Source organism: Streptomyces sp. NPDC052682, from assembly GCF_040678435.1.
Taxonomy (GTDB): Bacteria; Actinomycetota; Actinomycetes; order Streptomycetales; family Streptomycetaceae; genus Streptomyces.
The window spans coordinates 212,175-231,806 of the sequence record NZ_JBFATS010000007.1; the positions used below are offsets into that span (position 1 = coordinate 212,175).

Below are 19,632 nucleotides of genomic sequence, written 5' to 3' on the forward strand. Positions count from 1 at the left end.
CTCTGATGACTGCCACCCTCGTCGCCAAGAACCTCGCCGCCGGGCACGGCGACCGCTCCCTGTTCACCGGGCTGGACCTCGTCGTCGCCCCCGGGGACGTGATCGGTCTCGTCGGAGCCAACGGAGCGGGCAAGTCCACGCTGCTCAGGATGCTCGCCGGGCTGACCGCACCCGAGCAGGGCAAGGTGCGGCTGTCCCCGCCGGCCGCGACCGTCGGCCACCTGCCGCAGGAGCCGGAGCGCCGGCCCGGCGAGACCGTACGGGCGTTCCTGGCCCGCCGCACCGGTGTCGCCGACGCGCAGCACGCGATGGACGAGGCCACCCAGGCCTTGGTCGACGGCGCGCCCGGCGCGGACGACGCGTACGCGACGAGCCTGGAGCGCTGGCTGGCCCTCGGCGGTGCCGACCTCGACGAACGCGCCGAGGAGGTCGCCGACTCGCTCGGCCTGGCCGTCGACCTCGACCAGCCGATGACCTCCCTGTCCGGCGGCCAGGCCGCCCGCGCGGGCCTCGCCTCCCTGCTGCTGTCCCGCTACGACGTCTTCCTCCTCGACGAGCCCACCAACGACCTGGACCTGGACGGCCTGGAGCGCCTGGAGCGCTTCGTCGGCGGCCTGCGCGCCGGGACCGTCGTCGTCAGCCACGACCGCGAGTTCCTCGCCCGCACCGTCACCAAGGTCCTCGAACTCGACCTCGCCCAGCAGCGCATCACCCTCTACGGCGGCGGCTACGAGGCCTACCTGGAGGAGCGCGAAGTGGCCCGCCGGCACGCCCGCGAGGAGTACGAGGAGTACGCCGACAAGAAGGCGGCGCTCCAGGAGCGGGCGCAGATGCAGCGGACCTGGATGGACAAGGGCGTGAAGAACGCCCGCCGCAAGGCGGGCGACAACGACAAGATCGGCCGCAAGTTCCGCAGCGAGGCCAGCGAGAAGCAGGCCGCCAAGGCCCGCCAGACCCAGCGCATGATCGAGCGGCTGGAGACCGTCGAAGAGCCCCGCAAGGAGTGGGAGCTGCGCATGGAGATCGCGGCGGCCCCGCGCTCGGGAGCCGTGGTCGCCACGCTCCGGGACGCCGAGGTGCGGCGCGGCGGCTTCGTGCTCGGGCCGGTCTCCCTGCAGATCGACTGGGCGGACCGGGTGGCGGTGACGGGCGCGAACGGCGCCGGCAAGTCCACGCTGCTGGCCGCCCTGCTCGGCCGCGTCCCGCTCGACGCCGGGCACGCCTCGCTCGGCTCCGGCGTCCGGCTCGGCGAGGTCGACCAGGCCCGAGGCCTCTTCTACGGCCCGGAGACCCTCCTCGACGCCTTCTGCGCCGCCGTCCCCGACACCGAACCGGTCGAAGTCCGCACCCTGCTGGCCAAGTTCGGCCTCAAGTCGGACCACGTCGTGCGTCCGGCCGTGACACTCTCCCCGGGCGAACGCACCCGCGCGGCCCTCGCCCTGCTGCAGGGCCGCGGCGTCAACCTCCTGGTCCTCGACGAGCCGACCAACCACCTCGACCTGCCCGCCATCGAGCAGCTGGAGCAGGCCCTCGACGCCTACGAGGGCACGCTCCTGCTGGTCACCCACGACCGGCGGATGCTGGACGCCGTACGGGTGACCCGCCGCCTGGAGGTGGCCGACGGCAAGGTGACGGAGCGCTAACGGGGGGTCAGGCGCCGCGCCAGACCGGGGTAGTCCAGCACGAGACCGTCCGCGTCGAAGGCCAGGTCGGCACGGAACCCGCCCGACACGAAGCGCACCCGGGCGCCGCCCTCGGTCCGCCCCAGATGGCGGTAGGTCTGCCGGGACCGCCGGACCGTCAGCCCGGGCACCGACACCCAGGCCATCAGGAACTCCTGCTCGCCCGGCGCCCGGTGCAGGCCGTGGCGCAGCACGGGCATGGTGTTGGTGAGCGGGCACAGGCCCAGATCGCAGTCGAGGGCGCCGTCCATGCCCGGCAGCCGTTCCCCGTCGGCCGTCCACCCGCCCCGGCCGTCGTGCCGCAGATCGAGCGTGCGGGTACGGCCCGCCGTCTCGGCCGTCACCAGCAGCCGGCGCGTCACGAACCCCTCCCCGGTGTCCAGCTCGTACGACACCCAGTAGGGCTCGGGCGTCACCCCGACCGCCCGGCCCCGCGCCCGCAGGCTGTCGCCCTCGATGTCCACCCAGGCGGTCTCGTAGCCCCGGCTCGCCGTGACGTCCCAGGTCAGTACACGCGACGTGGTCATACCGCCACCCTACGAGCGGGCCCGGGGCTTCCGCTGCCGTGCGGGGCCCGGGCCTGGGGTTCCTCAGCGCCGCTTCGGGTCGAGCAGGCCCGCCCGGCGCAGGGCGTCGGCCATCGCGCTGTTGGCGGGCGGCGCCGCCTGGCGCGCACCGCCGCCACCGCCACCGCCGCCCCGGCCGCCCTGCCGCTGCTGCGGCGGACGCCCACCGCGCTGCCGCCGCTCACCAGGGGCCTGGCCCTGGGGCGCGGCCTCGTCGTCCAGCCGCAGCGTCAGGGAGATCCGCTTGCGCGGGATGTCCACGTCGAGGACCTTCACCTTGACGATGTCGCCGGGCTTGACGACGTCCCGCGGGTCCTTGACGAACGTCTTCGACATCGCGGAGACGTGCACCAGACCGTCCTGGTGGACACCGACGTCGACGAACGCGCCGAAGGCCGCCACGTTCGTCACGACGCCCTCCAGGACCATCCCGGCCGACAGGTCGGAGATCTTCTCGACGCCCTCCTTGAAAGCGGCCGTCCTAAAGGCCGGGCGCGGGTCACGGCCGGGCTTCTCCAGCTCCTTGAGGATGTCGGTGACGGTCGGCAGACCGAACGTCTCGTCCACGAAGTCCTGCGGCCGCAGCGAGCGCAGCACCGCGGTGTTGCCGATCAGCGCGGCGACCTCCTGGCCGGTGGTCTTCACCATCCGGCGCACCACCGGGTACGCCTCCGGGTGGACGCTGGAGGCGTCCAGCGGGTCGTCGCCGCCCCGGATCCGCAGGAAGCCCGCGCACTGCTCGTACGCCTTCGGGCCCAGCCGCGGCACCTTCTTCAGCTCGGAGCGGGACCGGAACGGCCCGTTGGCGTCCCGGTGCGCCACGATGTTCTCCGCGAGCCCGGAGGTGATGCCGGAGACCCGGGCCAGCAGCGGGGCGGAGGCCGTGTTGACGTCCACGCCCACGCCGTTCACACAGTCCTCGACCACCGCGTCCAGCGACCGCGACAGCTTCACCTCGGACAGGTCGTGCTGGTACTGGCCGACACCGATCGACTTCGGGTCGATCTTCACCAGCTCGGCCAGCGGGTCCTGGAGCCGGCGGGCGATGGAGACCGCGCCGCGCAGCGACACGTCCAGGTCCGGCAGCTCCTGCGAGGCGAACGCGGAGGCCGAGTACACCGAGGCGCCCGCCTCGGACACCATCACCTTGGTGAGCTTCAACTCCGGGTGCTTGGCGATCAGTTCCCCGGCGAGCTTGTCGGTCTCGCGGGACGCGGTGCCGTTGCCGATCGCGACCAGCTCGACCGCGTGCTCCTTCGCCAGCCGCGCCAGCTTGGCGAGGGCCTCGTCCCACTTGTTCGCCGGGACGTGCGGGTAGACGACGTCGGTCGCCACCACCTTGCCGGTCGCGTCGACCACGGCGACCTTCACGCCCGTCCGGTAGCCCGGGTCCAGGCCGAGCGTGGCGCGGGTGCCGGCCGGGGCGGCGAGCAGCAGGTCGCGCAGGTTGGCCGCGAACACCTTCACGGCCTCGTCCTCGGCGGCCGTGCGCAGCCGGGTGCGGATGTCGATGCCCAGGTGCACCAGGATGCGGGTCCGCCAGGCCCAGCGGACCGTGTCCACCAGCCACTTGTCGGCCGGGCGGCCCCGGTCGGCGATCCCGAAGCGGTGCGCGATGATCCCCTCGTACGACGACGGGCCGTCGGCCGGCTCCTCGGGCTCCAGGACGAGGTCGAGGACCTCCTCCTTCTCGCCGCGCAGCATCGCCAGGACGCGGTGCGAGGGCAGTTGGGTGAACGGCTCGGCGAAGTCGAAGTAGTCGGCGAACTTGGCGCCCGCCTCCTCCTTGCCCTCGCGGACCTTGGCGGCGAGCCGCCCGCGCGCCCACATGCGCTCGCGCAGCTCGCCGATCAGGTCGGCGTCCTCGGAGAACCGCTCGGTCAGGATCGCCCGGGCGCCGTCGAGGGCGGCCTGCGGGTCGGGTACGCCCTTGCCGGCGTCGACGAACGCGGCCGCCGCGGCCAGGGGCTCGACGCCCGGGTCGCCGAGCAGCCCCTCGGCCAGCGGCTCCAGGCCCGCCTCGCGGGCGATCTGTGCCTTGGTGCGCCGCTTGGGCTTGTAGGGCAGGTAGATGTCCTCCAGGCGCGCCTTGGTCTCCGCGGCCCGGATCTGCGCCTCGAGCTCCTCGGTGAGCTTGCCCTGCTCGCGCACTGACTCCAGGATCGCGGTCCGCCGCTCTTCCAGCTCCCGCAGATAACGCAGCCGCTCCTCGATCGTGCGCAGTTGCGCGTCGTCGAGCATCCCGGTCGCTTCCTTGCGGTACCGGGCGATGAAGGGCACCGTCGAACCGCCGTCGAGCAGTTCCACGGCGGCCTTGACCTGCCGCTCCGTTACGCCGAGCTCCTCGGCGATCCTGCCTTCGATGGACCCTGCTGCGAGGGACCCGGGTGTCGTCACGATGCCGTACCGCCTTCTCCACTTCGGGGTGCGCGGCAATTGTGGCAGGCGGCACCGACAATCGTGGCTCAGGCCCTGCGGCTGCGCGTGGTGGACGAGGCCCCGCCGAACAGCCGGGCCAGCGCGCGGAACGGCAGCGTCACGACGGTGGCGATGGCCCCACCGATCTGGCGCAGCACATCAGCGATTGCACGGAACACGGATTCTCCCCTTTCCTCTCCCGGCCGCACCGGCCGGGAGGTGCCGGGTACCGCGAGGACGGTCCGTCATGCGTACCGCGCCCGGGCCGGGCCGGGCGCCGCCGGCACCCGCGCACCTGCCGGCGGGGCCGGCCCGCCCCTTGGTCGCTCCCGCGCGCGTTCGCCGCCGGACCGGAGCCAGCCCGGTCCGGCGGCCCGGTCACCGCTTGCCGAGCAGGTCGGCGGGGAACGCCCCCGCCGTCAGGGCCACGCGGGCGAACGTCGAGGCCAGCTCGGTCAGTCGGGCGACGCCGTCGGGGCCGAGGTGCTCGTAGGGGGCCCGGTCCAGCCGGTCGGTCTCCTGCTCGATCTCCTCGCGCAGGGCGGCGCCCTTCTCGGTCAGCTCGGCGTCGCCGTCCAGCAGCCCGCGGTCCCGCAGTCGTGCCACCGCGGCGTCCCACTCCTGCTCGGTCCACCCGCGTGTGCCGAACACCCACTTGGGGGTCATGCCCTTGCCGGTCGCGGTGTGGGTCACCAGCGCCTCAAGACCGTCGAGCCCGGCGGACACCAGCACCGTCAGATGTCCGTCGCCCCGGTGCTCGCGCAGCAGCGTCGCCGCGTGCCAGAACGCCAGGTGCGGCTCGTCGGGGACGGGCAGGTCGGCGTGCGCGGCGTACAGCGGCCGGGCGCCGCGCGTGCAGGCCTCGCAGGCGCGCAGCGCGAGGCGGGCCGCCTCGGCCATCTCCGCCGACGTCAGGGCCTGCTCACCCAGCAGCCGGCGCAGCGTCGCGTCGACGGCACGCGCGCGTGCCGCCAGGACCCGCTGCGGAGAGGCGGTCTGCCAGACGGCGGGCACATGCCGGGCCACCAGCTCGTACTTGTAGTTGTAGAACGCCGCCGCGACCGTGCCCGCCCCCACCGGCCCGAGCGCCGCCGAGCGCACCGCGAGGTTGACGGCACGCGGGTCGGTGACACCGACGGCTCCCAGTTCCCGGCCCAGGTCGGGCGAGAAGTAGTGCGTCGCGTGCAGCGTGTTGAGGGCGTTGTGGCAGCGGCGGCCGGCGCGCGGCTCGAGGACGGCAGTCGTCATGCCGGGCACATTACCAACCGCTTGGTATGTCCTCCAGGGGTGTGTGCCGCAAGGGGGTGTGCCGCAGGGGTGTGTGCCGCAGGGGTGCCTGCCGGAGGGCAGAAAAGGTGGGGAACTCGTCATTGCGGCCATGATCGGGCCCGGCGAAGAATCGGCGGCATGGCGCAGCGAACCGTTCTCGTCGTCCTCTTCGACGGCGTGCAGAGCCTCGATGTCTCCGGCCCGGTGGAGGTGTTCGCCGGGGCGGAAAGGCACTCCCCGGGCACGTACCTGATCCGCACCGCGTCCCTGGACGGCGGCCCCGTACGGACCACCAGCGGGCTGACCCTCGTCCCCGACTCGTCCCTCGCCGAGGCCACCGGCCCGCACACCCTCCTGGTCCCCGGGGGCCAGGGCACCCGGCGGCCCGACCCGGGCCTGGTCGACTGGGTGCGCGAGCACGGGCCGCGCGCCACCCGCCTGGTCTCCGTCTGCACCGGCGCGATCGTGCTCGCCGAGGCCGGTCTGCTGGACGGCCGCCGGGCCACCACCCACTGGGCGTACTGCGCCGAGCTCGCCCGCGACCACCCGGCCGTCGAGGTCGACCCCGACCCGATCTACGTGCGCGACGGCCCCGTCGCCACCTCCGCCGGCGTCACCGCGGGCATCGACCTCGCCCTCGCCCTGGTCGAGGAGGACCTGGGCCGGGACGTGGCCCTCACCCTCGCCCGGCACCTGGTCGTCTTCCTGCGCCGTCCGGGCAACCAGGCCCAGTTCAGCGCCCAGCTCGCCGCCCAGACCGCCCGCCGCGAGCCGCTGCGCGAGGTCCAGCAGTGGATCACCGAGCACCCCGGCGCCGACCTGGCCGTCGAGACCCTGGCCGCCCGCGCCCGCCTCTCACCCCGTCACTTCGCCCGCGCGTTCCGCGCCGAGACCGGCATGACCCCGGGCCGCTACGTCGACCGGGTCCGCCTCGAACACGCCCGCCGCCTGCTGGAGGACACGGCCGACGGCATCGAGGAGATCTCCCGCGCCAGCGGCTACGGCACTCCCGAGGCCATGCGCCGCGCCTTCGTCAGAGCGCTCGGAGCCGCCCCGGCCGAATACCGGCGCCGCTTCCGTCCCGCGCCCGCCCCCTGAACCCACCGAGAGGCAGCCCCGTGCAGATCGCCCTGGTCGTCTACGACCGCTTCACCGCCCTCGACGTCGTCGGCCCCTACGAGATCCTCTCCCGCGCCCCCGGCGCGCAGACCGTCTTCGTGGCCGAGCGGCCCGGTCCGCTGCGCACCGAGACCGGGGCGCTGGCGCTCACCGCCGACCAGGCGCTGTCCGAGGTGCCGAGCCCCGACGTCGTGGTCGTCTCCGGCGGCCCCGGCCAGAGCGCGCTGATGGACCACGGGCCCCTCCTGGACTGGCTGCGGGCCGCTGACGCCACCAGCACCTGGACGACCTCCGTGTGCACCGGCTCCCTGCTGCTGGCCGCCGCCGGCCTCCTCGCGGGCCGCCGCGCCACCTCCCACTGGCTGGCCCTGGACGAGCTGCGGCGGTTCGGCGCCGAACCCACCGGCGAACGCGTCGTCTTCGACGGCAAGTACGTCACCGCCGCCGGCGTCTCCGCCGGGATCGACATGGCGCTGGCCCTGCTCGGCCGGATCGGCGGAGACGACCTCGCCCGGGCCGTCCAGCTGGGCACCGAGTACGACCCGCAGCCTCCCTACGACGCCGGGTCCCCGCACAAGGCGCCCGCGCACCTCGTCGACACGCTGCGCGCCAGGAGCCGCTTCATCCTGACGCAGTCCAGCTGAAGCGCGACGGCCTGCGCTCCAGGAACGCGGCGACACCCTCGGCGGTGTCGCCGCTGCCGCGCGCCTGCTCGGCCCAGTGGGCGTCGCGGTCGGTACGCCCGTCGGCGAACTCCTTCGCCGCGGCCTGCGTCAGCTGCGACCGGGAGACCAGGATCCGCGTGAACTCCGTGACGCGCTGGTCGAGATCGTCCTCCGGCAGCACCTCGTCGACGAACCCGGTGCGCAACGCCCGCTCCGCGTCGATCAACTCGCCGGAGAACAGCAGGTACTTGGCGGTGGCCGGCCCGACCAGCGACACCAGGCGGCGGGTGGCGGAGGCCGGGTAGACGATGCCCAGCCGGGCCGCCGTCACCCCGAACAACGCCCCCTGCCCGGCGAACCGCAGATCGCATGCCGCCGCCAGCTGCACCCCGCCGCCCACACAGTGTCCGCGGACCGCCGCCAAGGTCGGCTTGGGGAACGCGGCGAGCGCCTCCTCGGCCCGCACCGCCAGCCGCTGCGCCTCCTCGGACGATCCCCGCAGTGTCGAGATGTCGGCCCCGGCGCAGAACGTGCCGCCCTCGCCGGTCAGCACCAGGGCCCGCACCGCCGGATCACCCGCCAGCTCCTGAAGCAACGGCGGAAGGGCCCGCCACATCGCCGCCGTCATGGCGTTGCGCTTGGCCGGATGACTGATCACGACGGTGGCCACCGCGTCGGCGACACGGTGCAGCAGCTGCGGCTCCATACGCCGGATGCTATCCGCCGCACCACCCGGTCACGCCGTGCCACCCGGGCCGCCCCTGCCGCTCGGCCCCGCCGTGAGCCGGACGCGGTCGCCGCCAAACCCGTACAACCCGAATAGTTCGCCGAGGCGGCACAACAGGGGCAGGAACAGTCCCACAACTGACCGTGTCATACGCCGACGATCAGAAGCGCTCGATAGTTGCTGACTTCTGTTCAGGTCCGGTGTCCGGAGCGGATCGTTACCAACACTCGACACGTGGTGACAATCGAGCGCGAGGGTGGCGACCGGACGATGGACGATCATGGGCGCGGGCCCGGCCCACGCCCCGAGGGCCAGGGCGCGGCGTACGACCCGGAGCCCGCGGACCCACTGCCGTACGAGGGGGTGTGGCGGTTCACCGCTCCCGCCGTCGACGCCTCCGTCCCGCAGGCCCGGCACGCGGTACGGGATCTGCTGCTGCGTCAGGGCGTGCCCGTCTCCGAGGACCTGGTGCACAGCCTGCTGCTGATCGTCTCGGAGCTGGTCACGAACGCGGTCCGGCACGCGGCCGTGCTCTCACCCGTGCTCGCCGTCGAGGTGGCCGTCGGTGCCGAGTGGATCCGGGTGTCGGTGGAGGACAACCACCCCTACCGCCCCACCGCCCTGGAGGCCGCCCACAGCGAGACGGGCGGGCGGGGCCTGCTCCTGGTGCGCGAGATCACCGTGGAGGCGGGCGGCATGTGCGACGTCGAGCACACGACGAGCGGCGGCAAGGTGATCTGGGCCACCCTGCCGCTCAAGCCCGTACACGTCCTGTAGTCAATCCCTCCGCAGCCGCCGCCGGCCGCGCCGTCACCAGGCGGCGGACGGGCCCGTCAGTTCCCTGATCGCCGGACGGGCCGCGTCCAGGACCGTCATGAACCAGGACGAGAAGGTGTCCCTGGCGTGCCGCTCGGCCAGTTCGGCGGGCGTCACGAAGGCCGTCGCCGCCACCTCCTGGGCGTCCGGCCGCGGCGGGGACTGCACCAGCCCGACGAAGAGGTGGTTGAACTCCTGCTCCACCAGGCCCGAGTCCGGGTCCGGGTGGTTGTAGCGCACCGTGCCCGCCTCGGCCAGCAACGAGGGGGACACCCCGAGCTCCTCGTACGTCCGCCGGGCCGCCGCCGCGAAGGGGGCCTCACCCGGGTAGGGGTGGCCGCAGCAGGTGTTGGACCACACCCCGGGGGAGTGGTACTTGCCCAGCGCCCGCTGCTGGAGCAGCAGCCGGCCGCGCTCGTCGAAGAGGAAGACGGAGAAGGCGCGGTGCAACTGCCCCGGCGGCTGGTGGGCCGCCAGCTTCTCCGCGGTGCCGATCGTCACGCCGTCCTCGTCGACCAGTTCCAGCAGGATCGCGTCAGCGGTGCCGTTCGACGGACTGTGCGTCGCGGTGGCAGGTGTGATCGGCATACCCATCCTTCGCATCGGTCTTCGCGCCCAGTGTGCCGTACGAAACCGGCACACCCGGCATTCGCGGGCGCCCGCATGTCCCGCACGGCGACGCGGCCCGCGGCCGATCCCCGGACACCGGGAAGCAGGGCCCGGTAGGTGATCGTGCCCGGCGCGGCGGACGGGGAACCGTCCGCCCTCCGGCCGGGAAGGTCAGGGCGCGGACGCGCGGCACAGCGCCGCGTGCCCCGGCGCGTCGGTCACCGGGTGCGCCCCGGGCGCGCCCGCGCGCACCCGCCCCGGTGCGGGGCTCAGTGGCACAGCCGCGCCTCGTGCTCGGCGTGCCCGCCCGGCTCCAGCTGGAAAGTGCAGTGCTCCACGTCGAAGTGGTCGCCCAGGCAGCCCTGCAGCTCGTGCAGCAGCTTCTCGTGGCCCAGCGCGGTCAGCACCTCCGAGCTGACCACCACGTGCGCCGAGAGCACCGGCATGCCGGAGGTGATGGTCCAGGCGTGCAGGTCGTGCACGTCCTCCACCCCGTCGAGGGCGAGGATGTGGGAGCGCACCTCGGCCATGTCGACGTCCTTCGGGGCCGCCTCCAGCAGCACGTCCAGCGTCTCGCGCAGCAGCTTCCAGGTCCGCGGCACGATCATCAGCGCGATGACGAGCGAGGCGATCGGGTCGGCGGCCTGCCAGCCGGTGCCGAGGATCACCAGCGCCGACACGATCACCGCGACCGAGCCCAGTGTGTCCGCCGCCACCTCCAGGAACGCGCCGCGCACGTTCAGGCTCTCCTTCTGCCCGCGCATCAGCAGCGTCAGCGACACCACGTTGGCGACCAGGCCGACCAGGCCGAACGCGAGCGTCAGAGCGCCCTCGGTGCCGGCCGGGGTGACGAACCGCTGGACCGCCTCGTACACGACGTACCCGCCGACCCCGAGCAGCAGCAGGCAGTTGGCCAGGGCTGCGAGTATCTCCGCGCGGGCGTAGCCGAAGGTGCGGCGCTCGCTCGGCGGGCGGTTCGCGAAGTGGATCGCCAGCAGCGCCATGCCCAGGCCCAGCGCGTCCGTCGCCATGTGCGCCGCGTCCGCCACCAGCGCGAGGGAGTCGGCGAGCACCCCGCCGACGACATAGACGACCACCACGCCGAGCGTGATCGACAGCGCGGCCCGCAGCCGGCCGCGGTACGCGGAGGCCGCCGTACCGCCGCCCGCGCCGTGCGCGTGCCCGTGATCGTGCCCAGCGCCCATGAAAGCCGTCCTCCCGCGTCCGTCCGGATCATGCCCGGCACCCCAGTGAACTACGGGTGGGGGGTATCCGCAACGCGGCAGTGAACACCGTTGTCATCTGCCCTGACCTGCGGAAACGAACCGCAGGTCAGGGCAGTCCCGCCGGTCAGGCGCCGCGGTGCAGCAGCCACCCCTGCCACGCCGACTCGACCATCTCCCGTACCCCGTACCGCGCGCTCCAGCCGAGCGTCCTGGCCGCCCTGGCCGCCGAGGCCACCGCGCGCGGGGCGTCGCCGGGGCGGCGCGGCTCCACCAGCGGGGGCCGCCGGTCGCCGGTGACCTCGCCGATGACCGTGATCAGCTCGCGCACCGAGACACCCTCGCCCCGGCCGATGTTCACCGTCAGATCGCCCTCGACGCCCCCCTCGGCGATCCTCCGGGCCGCCGCCAGATGCGCCTCGGCCAGGTCGGCGACGTGGATGTAGTCCCGTACGCACGTGCCGTCCGGGGTCGGATAGTCGTCGCCGAAGATCAGCGGGGCCTCGGCGCGGCTGAGCCGGTCGAACACCATCGGCACGATGTTGAAGACCCCCGTGTCCGCCAGCTCCGGCGCGGCCGCCCCGGCCACGTTGAAGTAGCGCAGGCACACCGTGGCCATGCCGTGCGCCCGGCCCGCCGCCCGCACCAGCCACTCCCCGGCCAGCTTGGTCTCGCCGTACGGGTTCACCGGCGCGCAGGGCGCCTCCTCCGTGACGAGGTCCACGCCGGGGTCGCCGTACACCGCCGCCGACGAGGAGAACACGAAGCCGCGCACCCCCGCCTCGGCGACCGTGTCCAGCAGCGTCGCCAGGCCCCCGACGTTCTCCCGGTAGTACCGCGTCGGCTGGGCCACGGACTCGGCGACCTGCTTGCGCGCGGCCAGGTGCACCACCCCCGACACCCGGTGCTCGGCGCACACCCACTTCAGCAGCTCCGCGTCGTACGCCGAGCCCTCGACCAGCGGGATGCCGGCCGGCAGCCGCGCGGGCACCCCGGCCGACAGGTCGTCCAGCGCGACGACCCGCTGCCCGGCCCCTAGCATGGCCCGCGCCACGTGCGCCCCGATGTAGCCCGCCCCGCCTGTGATCAGCCATGTCATGGTGGGCCACCCTATGCGGAACCGGCCGGAGGCTCCGCGATGTCCTCTATGCCGGATCTGGGATGCGCGGTTTGTGGGCCGGGCCCCCGATCCCCGATGATGATCGCGGCACGGGCTCATGGCGAACCACGTTGATCGGGCCGTCGAACGGGCGGTGAACGCGGGCTTCCCGGCATCCGATAGCCTCTGCCGACATGCCGCCCGGCAGCCGCCGGCACGGGCGCCCCCACGATGTACACCACCGTCGCACCGCGTCGGTACACAGGGAGTGAGTTCGGTTGCCGACCGCCATCCTCACCGGTCAGCCGGTCCCCGGTTCGTCGCTCGAGGACGATCTGCGGTCCCTCGGCTTCGACGTGCGGATCGCGTCCGACGCCGCGGAGGCCGAGACCCTGCTCGCCGCCGTGCCGACGGGGGAGCGGGTCGCCGTGGTCGACTCCCGTTTCGTGGGGCACGTACACGCCCTGCGCCTCGGCCTGACCGACCCGCGCTTCCCGCTCGCGGCGATCGCCGGCGCCGTCACCGCCCAGCCCGCCGGCCGCCAGGCCCTGACCCGCGCGATGGCCCGGGAGAACACGGCGGGCGGCGGCACCACGATGGTCGGCAGCCTCGCCGACCGCATCGCCGCCGCCCTCGACGCCGACGGCGCCGCCGTGCACCGCCCCGAGCTCGGCAGCCTGGTCGCCGCCGTCCCCGCCGACCCGCAGGCCCGCAACGAGGCCCGGCAGGCCGTCGCCGCCGTCGACGACGAGGCCGTGCGCCTGAAGTCGGCCGTCAAGGCCCGCGACGGCTTCTTCACCACGTTCTTCATCAGCCCCTACTCGCGCTACATCGCCCGCTGGTGCGCCCGGCGCGGCCTGACCCCCAACCAGGTCACCACCGCCTCGCTGCTCACCGCGCTGATCGCGGCGGGATGCGCCGCCACCGGCACCCGCGGCGGGTTCATAGCCGCGGGCGTCCTGCTCATCGCGTCCTTCGTGCTGGACTGCACCGACGGCCAGCTCGCCCGCTACTCCCTGCAGTACTCCACCCTCGGCGCCTGGCTGGACGCCACCTTCGACCGGGCCAAGGAGTACGCCTACTACGCCGGTCTCGCCCTGGGCGCCGCCCGCGCCGGCGACGACGTGTGGGCCCTCGCCCTCGGGGCGATGATCCTGCAGACCTGCCGGCACGTCGTGGACTTCTCGTTCAACGAGGCCAACCACGACGCCACCGCCAACACCAGCCCCACCGCCGCCCTCTCCGACAAGCTCGACAGCGTCGGCTGGACGGTCTGGGTGCGCCGCATGATCGTCCTGCCGATCGGTGAGCGCTGGGCGATGATCGCGGTGCTGACCGCGGCGACGACTCCGAGGATCACGTTCTGCGCGCTGCTCATCGGCTGCGCCTTCGCGGCGACGTACACGACGGCGGGGCGGGTGCTGCGGTCGCTGACGCGCAAGGCCCGGCGCACGGACCGGGCGGCGCGGGCGCTGGCGGACCTGGCGGACAGCGGGCCGCTCGCCGAGATCCTCGGGCAGCTGCTGCGCAAGCTGCCCGCCAAGCCGCCGTTCGGTGCCCGGTTCCTCGTCGCCCTGCCCGGCGCGGCCGTGCTGGTGCTCGCGGCGGCCGTGGAGCCGTACGGCAGCGCCCTGCCGGTCGCCGCGGCCGTCCTGTACGCGCTGACCTCGGGCGCCGCCGTCGCCCTGCCCCTCAAGGGCCCCCTCGACTGGCTGGTGCCCCCTGTCCTGCGGGCCGCCGAGTACGGCACCGTCCTGGTCCTGGCCGCCCGGGCGGACGTGCCCGGAGCCCTTCCCGCGGCCTTCGGGCTGGTGGCCGCGGTCGCCTACCATCACTACGACACGGTGTACCGCATCCGCGGCGACGCCGGAGCGCCCCCGGCCTGGCTGGTGCGCGTCATCGGGGGGCACGAAGGGCGGACGCTGCTCGTCACCGTCCTCGCCGCGCTGCTCACCGCCTCACAGTTCACGGTCGCGCTCACGGTCCTCGCCGTGGCCGTGGCCCTGGTGGTGCTCGCCGAGAGCATCCGCTTCTGGGTGTCCGCCCACCGGGTCGGGGCACCTGCCGTACACGATGAAGGAGAACCCGCATGATCGGCCTCGTGCTGGCGGCCGGCGCCGGACGGCGTCTGCGCCCCTACACCGACAGCCTTCCCAAGGCGCTGGTGCCGGTGGGGCCCGCGGGCATAGAGGGCGAACCGACGGTTCTCGACCTGACCCTCGGCAACTTCGCCGAGGTCGGCCTCACCGAGGCCGCGATCATCGTCGGCTACCGCAAGGAGGCCGTGTACGCGCGCAAGGACGCGCTGGAGGAGAAGTACGGCCTCAAGCTCACCCTCATCGACAACGACAAGGCCGAGGAGTGGAACAACGCCTACTCCCTGTGGTGCGGCCGTGACGCCCTCAAGGACGGGGTGATCCTCGCCAACGGCGACACCGTGCACCCGGTCTCCGTCGAGAAGACGCTGCTCGCCGCCCGCGGCGAGGGCAGGAAGATCATCCTCGCCGTCGACACGGTCAAGCAGCTCGCCGACGAGGAGATGAAGGTCGTCGTCGACCCCGCCAGGGGCATGACGAAGATCACCAAGCTGATGGACCCCGCCGAGGCCTCGGGCGAGTACATCGGCGTGACCCTCATCGAGGGCGACGCGGCCCCGGAGCTCGCCGACGCGCTGAAGACGGTCTGGGAGACGGACCCGCAGCAGTTCTACGAGCACGGCTACCAGGAGCTGGTCAACCGCGGCTTCCGCATCGACGTGGCGCCCATCGGCGACGTCAAGTGGGTGGAGATCGACAACCACGACGATCTCGCCCGCGGACGGGAGATCGCGTGCCAGTACTGACCCGGCTCATCCCCTCGCCGCTGGTCGTGGACATCCGCCCGGGTGCCCTCGACGACCTGGCGTGCGTCCTCGCCGACGAGCGCATCTCGCACTCCGGCCGCCTCGCCGTCGCCGTCAGCGGCGGCTCCGGCGCGAAGCTGCGCGAGCGCATCGCACCCGGCATGCCCGGCGCCACCTGGTACGAGGTCGGCGGCGGCACCCTCGACGACGCGGTCCGGCTGGCGAGCGACATAAAGGCCGGCCACTACGACGCCGTCGTCGGCCTCGGCGGCGGCAAGATCATCGACTGCGCCAAGTTCGCCGCGGCACGCGTCGGGCTGCCCCTGGTCGCCGTGCCGACGAACCTCGCGCACGACGGTCTGTGCTCCCCGGTCGCCACCCTCGACAACGACGCGGGCCGCGGCTCGTACGGCGTGCCCAACCCGATCGCCGTCGTCATCGACCTGGACGTCATCCGCGAGGCCCCGGTCCGCTTCGTCCGGGCCGGCATCGGCGACGCCGTCTCCAACATCTCCGCCATCGCGGACTGGGAGCTGGCCAACCGCGTCAAGGGCGAGCGCATCGACGGCCTGGCCGCCGCGATGGCCCGGCAGGCCGGCGAGGCGGTGCTGCGCCACCCCGGCGGCATCGGGGACAACGACTTCCTCCAGGTGCTGGCGGAGGCCCTCGTCCTCAGCGGTATCGCCATGTCCGTCTCCGGCGACTCGCGGCCCTCCTCCGGGGCCTGCCACGAGATCAACCACGCCTTCGACCTGCTGTATCCCAAGCGGGCCGCCGCCCACGGCGAGCAGTGCGGTCTGGGCGCGGCCTTCGCCATGTGGCTGCGCGGCGCCCACGAGGAGTCGGCGTACATGGCCCAGGTGCTGCGCCGGCACGGCCTGCCCGTGCTGCCGGACGAGATCGGCTTCACGACCGAGGAGTTCGTCAAGGTCGTGGAGTTCGCCCCGGAGACCCGGCCCGGCCGCTACACCATCCTCGAACACCTCGACCTGACGACCGAAAAGATCAAGGACACCTACGCCGACTATGTCAAGGCCATCGGTAGCTGAACTCCGCCCCGTCGTTCACCCCGCAGGGGTGAAGGACCGGCGCAGCGGTGAGCACTGGGCAGGACGCCTCTACATGCGCGAGGTGTCCCTGCGGGTCGACCGCTACCTGGTGAACACCAGGGTCACCCCCAACCAGCTCACGTACCTGATGACCGTCTGCGGCGTGCTCGCGGCCCCGGCACTCCTGGTGCCGGGGATCCCGGGCGCCGTCCTCGGCGTCGTCGCCACCCAGCTGTACCTGCTGCTGGACTGCGTCGACGGCGAGATCGCCCGCTGGAAGAAGCAGTACTCCCTCGGCGGCGTCTACCTGGACCGGGTCGGCGCCTACCTCACCGACGCCGCCGTCCTGGTCGGCCTCGGCCTGCGCGCCGCCGACCTGTGGGGCCCGGGGCGCATCGACTGGCTCTGGGCGTTCCTGGGCACCCTCGCCGCGCTCGGCGCGATCCTGATCAAGGCCGAGACCGACCTCGTCGGCGTCGCCCGCCACCAGGCCGGGATGCCGCCGGTCAAGGAGTCCGCGTCCGAGCCGCGCTCCTCGGGCATGGCGCTGGCCCGCCGGGCCGCCGCCGCGCTGAAGTTCCACCGGCTCATCCTCGGCATCGAGGCGTCCCTGCTGATCCTCGTCCTCGCCCTCGTCGACGCGAGCAGGGGCGACCTGTTCTTCACCCGGCTCGGCACCGCCGTACTCGCCGGGATCGCGCTGCTGCAGACCCTGCTGCACCTGGTGTCCATCCTCGCCTCCAGCAGGCTGCGGTGAGCGCCGGCATGAAGGTCGGCGCGGTGATCATCACCATGGGCAACCGGCCGGACGAGCTGCGCGCCCTGCTCGACTCGATCGCCGAGCAGGACGGCGACCCGGTCGAGGTCGTCGTGGTCGGCAACGGTTCCCCGGTCCCCGACGTCCCCGACGGCGTCCGTACGATCGAGCTGCCGGAGAACCTCGGCATCCCCGGGGGCCGCAACGTCGGCATAGAGGCCTTCGGCCCCGGCGGCCGTGATGTCGACGTGTTGATGTTCCTCGACGACGACGGCCTGCTCGCCCGCCACGACACCGCCGAGCTGTGCCGCAAGGCGTTCGAGGCCGACCCGCAGCTCGGCATCATCAGCTTCCGCATCGCCGACCCCGACACCGGCCTCACCCAGCGCCGCCATGTGCCCCGGCTGCGGGCGTCCGACCCGATGCGCTCCTCCCGGGTCACCACCTTCCTCGGCGGCGCCAACGCCGTGCGCACCCGGGTCTTCGCCGACGTCGGCGCACTGCCCGACGCGTTCTTCTACGCCCACGAGGAGACCGACCTCGCGTGGCGCGCCCTCGACGCGGGCTGGATGATCGACTACCGGTCCGACATGGTGCTGTACCACCCGGCCACCGCGCCCTCGCGCCACGCGGTCTACCACCGCATGGTCGCCCGCAACCGCGTCTGGCTCGCGCGCCGCAACCTCCCCGCGCCCCTCGTTCCCGTCTACCTCGGCGTGTGGCTGCTGCTCACCCTCGTCCGCCGCCCCTCGCGCCCCGCGCTGAAGGCATGGTTCGGCGGATTCCGGGAAGGCTGGACGACCCCGTGCGGACCGCGCCGCCCCATGAAGTGGCGTACGGTGTGGCGGCTGACCCGACTGGGCCGGCCCCCCGTCATCTGACAAGCTCTTGTCCAGGAGCATCCGGGGCCGCACCCACGCCCCAGCAGGCTCATGCCAGGCCCGCACAGGCTGCGCATCTCGAAGACGAAAGTGTCCAACTGGTGAGTGAGACAACGCACGACGGCACGGTCGCGGTGAGCGCGCCCGCGTCGCCCGACGAGGGCCTCACGGCGGCACAGCTCGCCGCCAAGTACGGGCTGTCCGTGAGCGGCGCCCGGCCGTCCCTGCCCGAGTACGTCCGCCAGCTGTGGGGACGGCGGCACTTCATCATCGCCTTCTCCCAGGCGAAGCTGACCGCCCAGTACAGCCAGGCCAAGCTCGGCCAGCTGTGGCAGGTCGTCACGCCGCTGCTGAACGCGGCCGTGTACTTCTTCATCTTCGGCCTGATCCTGGAGGCCGACCGGGGCATGTCCCGGGAGGTGTACATCCCCTTCCTGGTCACGGGCGTGTTCGTCTTCACCTTCACGCAGAGCTCGGTGATGGCGGGCGTGCGCGCGATCTCCGGGAACCTCGGCCTGGTGCGCGCCCTGCACTTCCCGCGCGCCTCCCTGCCGATCTCCTTCGCGCTGCAGCAGCTCCAGCAGCTGCTGTTCTCGATGATCGTGCTGTTCGCGGTGTCCATCGGTTTCGGCAGCTACCCGGACCTGTCCTGGGCGCTGATCGTCCCCGTGCTGGTGCTCCAGTTCCTCTTCAACACCGGACTGGCGCTGATCATGGCCCGGGCCGGTGCCAAGACCCCGGACCTGGCCCAGCTCATGCCGTTCGTGATGCGGACCTGGATGTACGCCTCCGGCGTGATGTTCTCCATCCCGATCATGCTCCAGGACAAGCCGGCCTGGATCGCCACGGTCCTGCAGTGGAACCCGGCCGCCATCTACATGGACCTCATGCGCTTCGCCCTCATCGACGGCTACGGCTCACAGAACCTGCCCGACCACGTGTGGGCGGTCGCCCTCGGCTGGGCCGTGCTGCTCGCCGCCGGCGGCTTCGTGTACTTCTGGAAGGCGGAGGAGAGGTACGGCCGTGGCTGAGCAGGAACAGCGGGAGAGGATTCCCACCGTCATCGCGGACGACCTGCACATCGTCTACCGCGTCAACGGCGCCAAGACCGGCAAGGGCAGCGCGACGGCGGCCCTCAGCCGCATCCTCAGGCGCGGCGAGGAGCGCGGGGTGCGCAAGGTGCACGCCGTGCGCGGGGTCTCCTTCGTCGCCTACCGCGGCGAGGCCATCGGCCTGATCGGCTCCAACGGCTCCGGCAAGTCCACCCTGCTGCGTGCCATCGCCGGCCTGCTGCCCGCCGAGAAGGGCAAGGTGTACACCGACGGCCAGCCCTCGCTGCTCGGCGTCAACGCGGCCCTGATGAACGACCTGACCGGCGAACGCAACGTCATATTGGGCGGCCTCGCCATGGGCATGTCCCGCGAGGAGATAAAGGCCCGCTACCAGGACATCGTCGACTTCTCCGGCATCAACGAGAAGGGCGACTTCATCACGCTGCCGATGCGCACCTACTCCTCCGGCATGGCGGCCCGCCTGCGCTTCTCCATCGCGGCGGCCAAGGACCACGACGTCCTGATGATCGACGAGGCCCTGGCCACCGGTGACCGCAAGTTCCAGAAGCGCTCCGAGGACCGCATCCGCGAGCTGCGCAAGGAGGCCGGCACCGTGTTCCTGGTCAGCCACAACAACAAGTCGATCCGCGACACCTGCAACCGGGTCCTGTGGCTGGAGCGCGGCGAACTGCGCATGGACGGTCCGACCGACGAGGTGCTCAAGGAGTACGAGAAGTTCACGGGCAAGTAACCCGATATGCCCCGGGCCCTGCCGGAACTGTTCCGGCGGGGCCCCGCGTCTGCAAAGGAAGCGTCAACTCCCGGGCAACACAGGAATCTTGGACCCGATCGGCGCGT

At 72.8% G+C, this 19,632-nt stretch carries 19 protein-coding genes; 11 read left to right on the top strand and 8 right to left on the bottom strand.

Annotated elements, in window-relative coordinates; translation table 11 throughout:
- Nucleotides 1-5 precede the first annotated feature (5 nt).
- Complete coding sequence (locus tag AB0K80_RS13295; RefSeq protein ID WP_365668898.1) at nt 6-1,643, top strand: ABC-F family ATP-binding cassette domain-containing protein; 1,638 nt, start codon at nt 6-8, stop codon at nt 1,641-1,643.
- Here the strand turns inward: AB0K80_RS13295 and AB0K80_RS13300 are convergent.
- The 4 genes from AB0K80_RS13300 to AB0K80_RS13315 all read right to left on the bottom strand — a co-directional run bounded on the left by AB0K80_RS13300 (nt 1,640) and on the right by AB0K80_RS13315 (nt 5,914).
- Nucleotides 1,640-2,209, bottom strand: coding sequence for a putative glycolipid-binding domain-containing protein (locus AB0K80_RS13300; protein ID WP_365668900.1), 570 nt, complete (start codon nt 2,207-2,209; stop codon nt 1,640-1,642). The genes AB0K80_RS13295 and AB0K80_RS13300 overlap by 4 nt on opposite strands.
- 63 nt (nt 2,210-2,272) lie before the next feature.
- Nucleotides 2,273-4,645: a Tex family protein gene (locus tag AB0K80_RS13305; protein WP_365668902.1), complete on the bottom strand. Its 2,373-nt coding sequence runs from the start codon at nt 4,643-4,645 to the stop codon at nt 2,273-2,275.
- 68 nt (nt 4,646-4,713) lie between these two features.
- Nucleotides 4,714-4,845 carry an LPFR motif small protein gene (locus AB0K80_RS13310; RefSeq protein ID WP_258958054.1) on the bottom strand — a complete coding sequence of 44 codons (132 nt, stop codon included), beginning with the start codon at nt 4,843-4,845 and terminating at the stop codon, nt 4,714-4,716.
- A 199-nt stretch (nt 4,846-5,044) separates the two neighbouring features.
- Complete coding sequence (locus AB0K80_RS13315) at nt 5,045-5,914, bottom strand: hypothetical protein (RefSeq protein WP_365668903.1); 870 nt, start codon at nt 5,912-5,914, stop codon at nt 5,045-5,047.
- A gap of 159 nt (nt 5,915-6,073) precedes the next feature.
- Here AB0K80_RS13315 and AB0K80_RS13320 point away from each other — a divergent pair, with 159 nt between their 5' ends.
- Nucleotides 6,074-7,033 carry a GlxA family transcriptional regulator gene (locus tag AB0K80_RS13320; protein WP_365668905.1) on the top strand — a complete coding sequence of 320 codons (960 nt, stop codon included), beginning with the start codon at nt 6,074-6,076 and terminating at the stop codon, nt 7,031-7,033.
- Between the two features lie 20 nt (nt 7,034-7,053).
- Nucleotides 7,054-7,698 carry a DJ-1/PfpI family protein gene (locus tag AB0K80_RS13325; protein ID WP_365668907.1) on the top strand — a complete coding sequence of 215 codons (645 nt, stop codon included), beginning with the start codon at nt 7,054-7,056 and terminating at the stop codon, nt 7,696-7,698.
- On the opposite strand, the gene AB0K80_RS13330 is transcribed toward AB0K80_RS13325, so the two are convergent.
- Nucleotides 7,676-8,425: an enoyl-CoA hydratase-related protein gene (locus AB0K80_RS13330; protein WP_365668909.1), complete on the bottom strand. Its 750-nt coding sequence runs from the start codon at nt 8,423-8,425 to the stop codon at nt 7,676-7,678. The two genes, AB0K80_RS13325 and AB0K80_RS13330, sit on opposite strands and share 23 nt — an antisense overlap.
- Before the next feature lie 291 nt (nt 8,426-8,716).
- Between AB0K80_RS13330 and AB0K80_RS13335 the strand changes: the two genes are divergently transcribed.
- Complete coding sequence (locus tag AB0K80_RS13335; protein WP_365669164.1) at nt 8,717-9,223, top strand: ATP-binding protein; 507 nt, start codon at nt 8,717-8,719, stop codon at nt 9,221-9,223.
- 33 nt (nt 9,224-9,256) lie between these two features.
- Here the strand turns inward: AB0K80_RS13335 and idi are convergent, their stop codons facing one another.
- The 3 genes from idi to galE form a co-directional block, all read right to left on the bottom strand.
- Nucleotides 9,257-9,850, bottom strand: coding sequence for an isopentenyl-diphosphate Delta-isomerase (idi, locus tag AB0K80_RS13340; RefSeq protein WP_365668911.1), 594 nt, complete (start codon nt 9,848-9,850; stop codon nt 9,257-9,259).
- Between the two features lie 290 nt (nt 9,851-10,140).
- Nucleotides 10,141-11,076 (bottom strand): cation diffusion facilitator family transporter, encoded by a 936-nt coding sequence (locus AB0K80_RS13345; RefSeq protein ID WP_365668913.1) that lies wholly within the window; start codon nt 11,074-11,076, stop codon nt 10,141-10,143.
- A gap of 145 nt (nt 11,077-11,221) precedes the next feature.
- The gene (galE, locus tag AB0K80_RS13350) at nt 11,222-12,193 is read right to left on the bottom strand and encodes a UDP-glucose 4-epimerase GalE (RefSeq protein WP_365668915.1); all 972 of its coding nucleotides are present in this window, start codon (nt 12,191-12,193) and stop codon (nt 11,222-11,224) included.
- A 278-nt stretch (nt 12,194-12,471) separates the two neighbouring features.
- Between galE and AB0K80_RS13355 the strand changes: the two genes are divergently transcribed.
- From AB0K80_RS13355 to AB0K80_RS13385, 7 genes are all read left to right on the top strand, one after another.
- Complete coding sequence (locus AB0K80_RS13355) at nt 12,472-14,286, top strand: DUF5941 domain-containing protein (protein WP_365668917.1); 1,815 nt, start codon at nt 12,472-12,474, stop codon at nt 14,284-14,286.
- The gene (locus AB0K80_RS13360) at nt 14,283-15,035 is read left to right on the top strand and encodes a phosphocholine cytidylyltransferase family protein (RefSeq protein WP_365668919.1); all 753 of its coding nucleotides are present in this window, start codon (nt 14,283-14,285) and stop codon (nt 15,033-15,035) included. The genes AB0K80_RS13355 and AB0K80_RS13360 overlap by 4 nt, the downstream gene beginning before the upstream one ends.
- Nucleotides 15,023-16,084 (top strand): iron-containing alcohol dehydrogenase family protein, encoded by a 1,062-nt coding sequence (locus AB0K80_RS13365; protein ID WP_365668924.1) that lies wholly within the window; start codon nt 15,023-15,025, stop codon nt 16,082-16,084. The genes AB0K80_RS13360 and AB0K80_RS13365 overlap by 13 nt, the downstream gene beginning before the upstream one ends.
- Entirely contained in the window at nt 16,062-16,841 is a 780-nt protein-coding gene (locus AB0K80_RS13370) for a CDP-alcohol phosphatidyltransferase family protein (RefSeq protein ID WP_365668926.1), read from the top strand. The genes AB0K80_RS13365 and AB0K80_RS13370 overlap by 23 nt, the downstream gene beginning before the upstream one ends.
- Nucleotides 16,838-17,722 (top strand): glycosyltransferase family 2 protein, encoded by an 885-nt coding sequence (locus AB0K80_RS13375; RefSeq protein WP_365668928.1) that lies wholly within the window; start codon nt 16,838-16,840, stop codon nt 17,720-17,722. Before AB0K80_RS13370 ends, AB0K80_RS13375 begins: the two co-directional genes overlap by 4 nt.
- A 101-nt stretch (nt 17,723-17,823) precedes the next feature.
- On the top strand, nt 17,824-18,753 hold the full coding sequence (locus AB0K80_RS13380) for an ABC transporter permease (RefSeq protein ID WP_365668930.1): 930 nt from the start codon (nt 17,824-17,826) through the stop codon (nt 18,751-18,753).
- Nucleotides 18,746-19,525, top strand: a complete 780-nt coding sequence (locus tag AB0K80_RS13385; protein WP_365668932.1) for an ABC transporter ATP-binding protein — start codon at nt 18,746-18,748, stop codon at nt 19,523-19,525. The genes AB0K80_RS13380 and AB0K80_RS13385 overlap by 8 nt, the downstream gene beginning before the upstream one ends.
- Nucleotides 19,526-19,632: the final 107 nt, after the last annotated feature.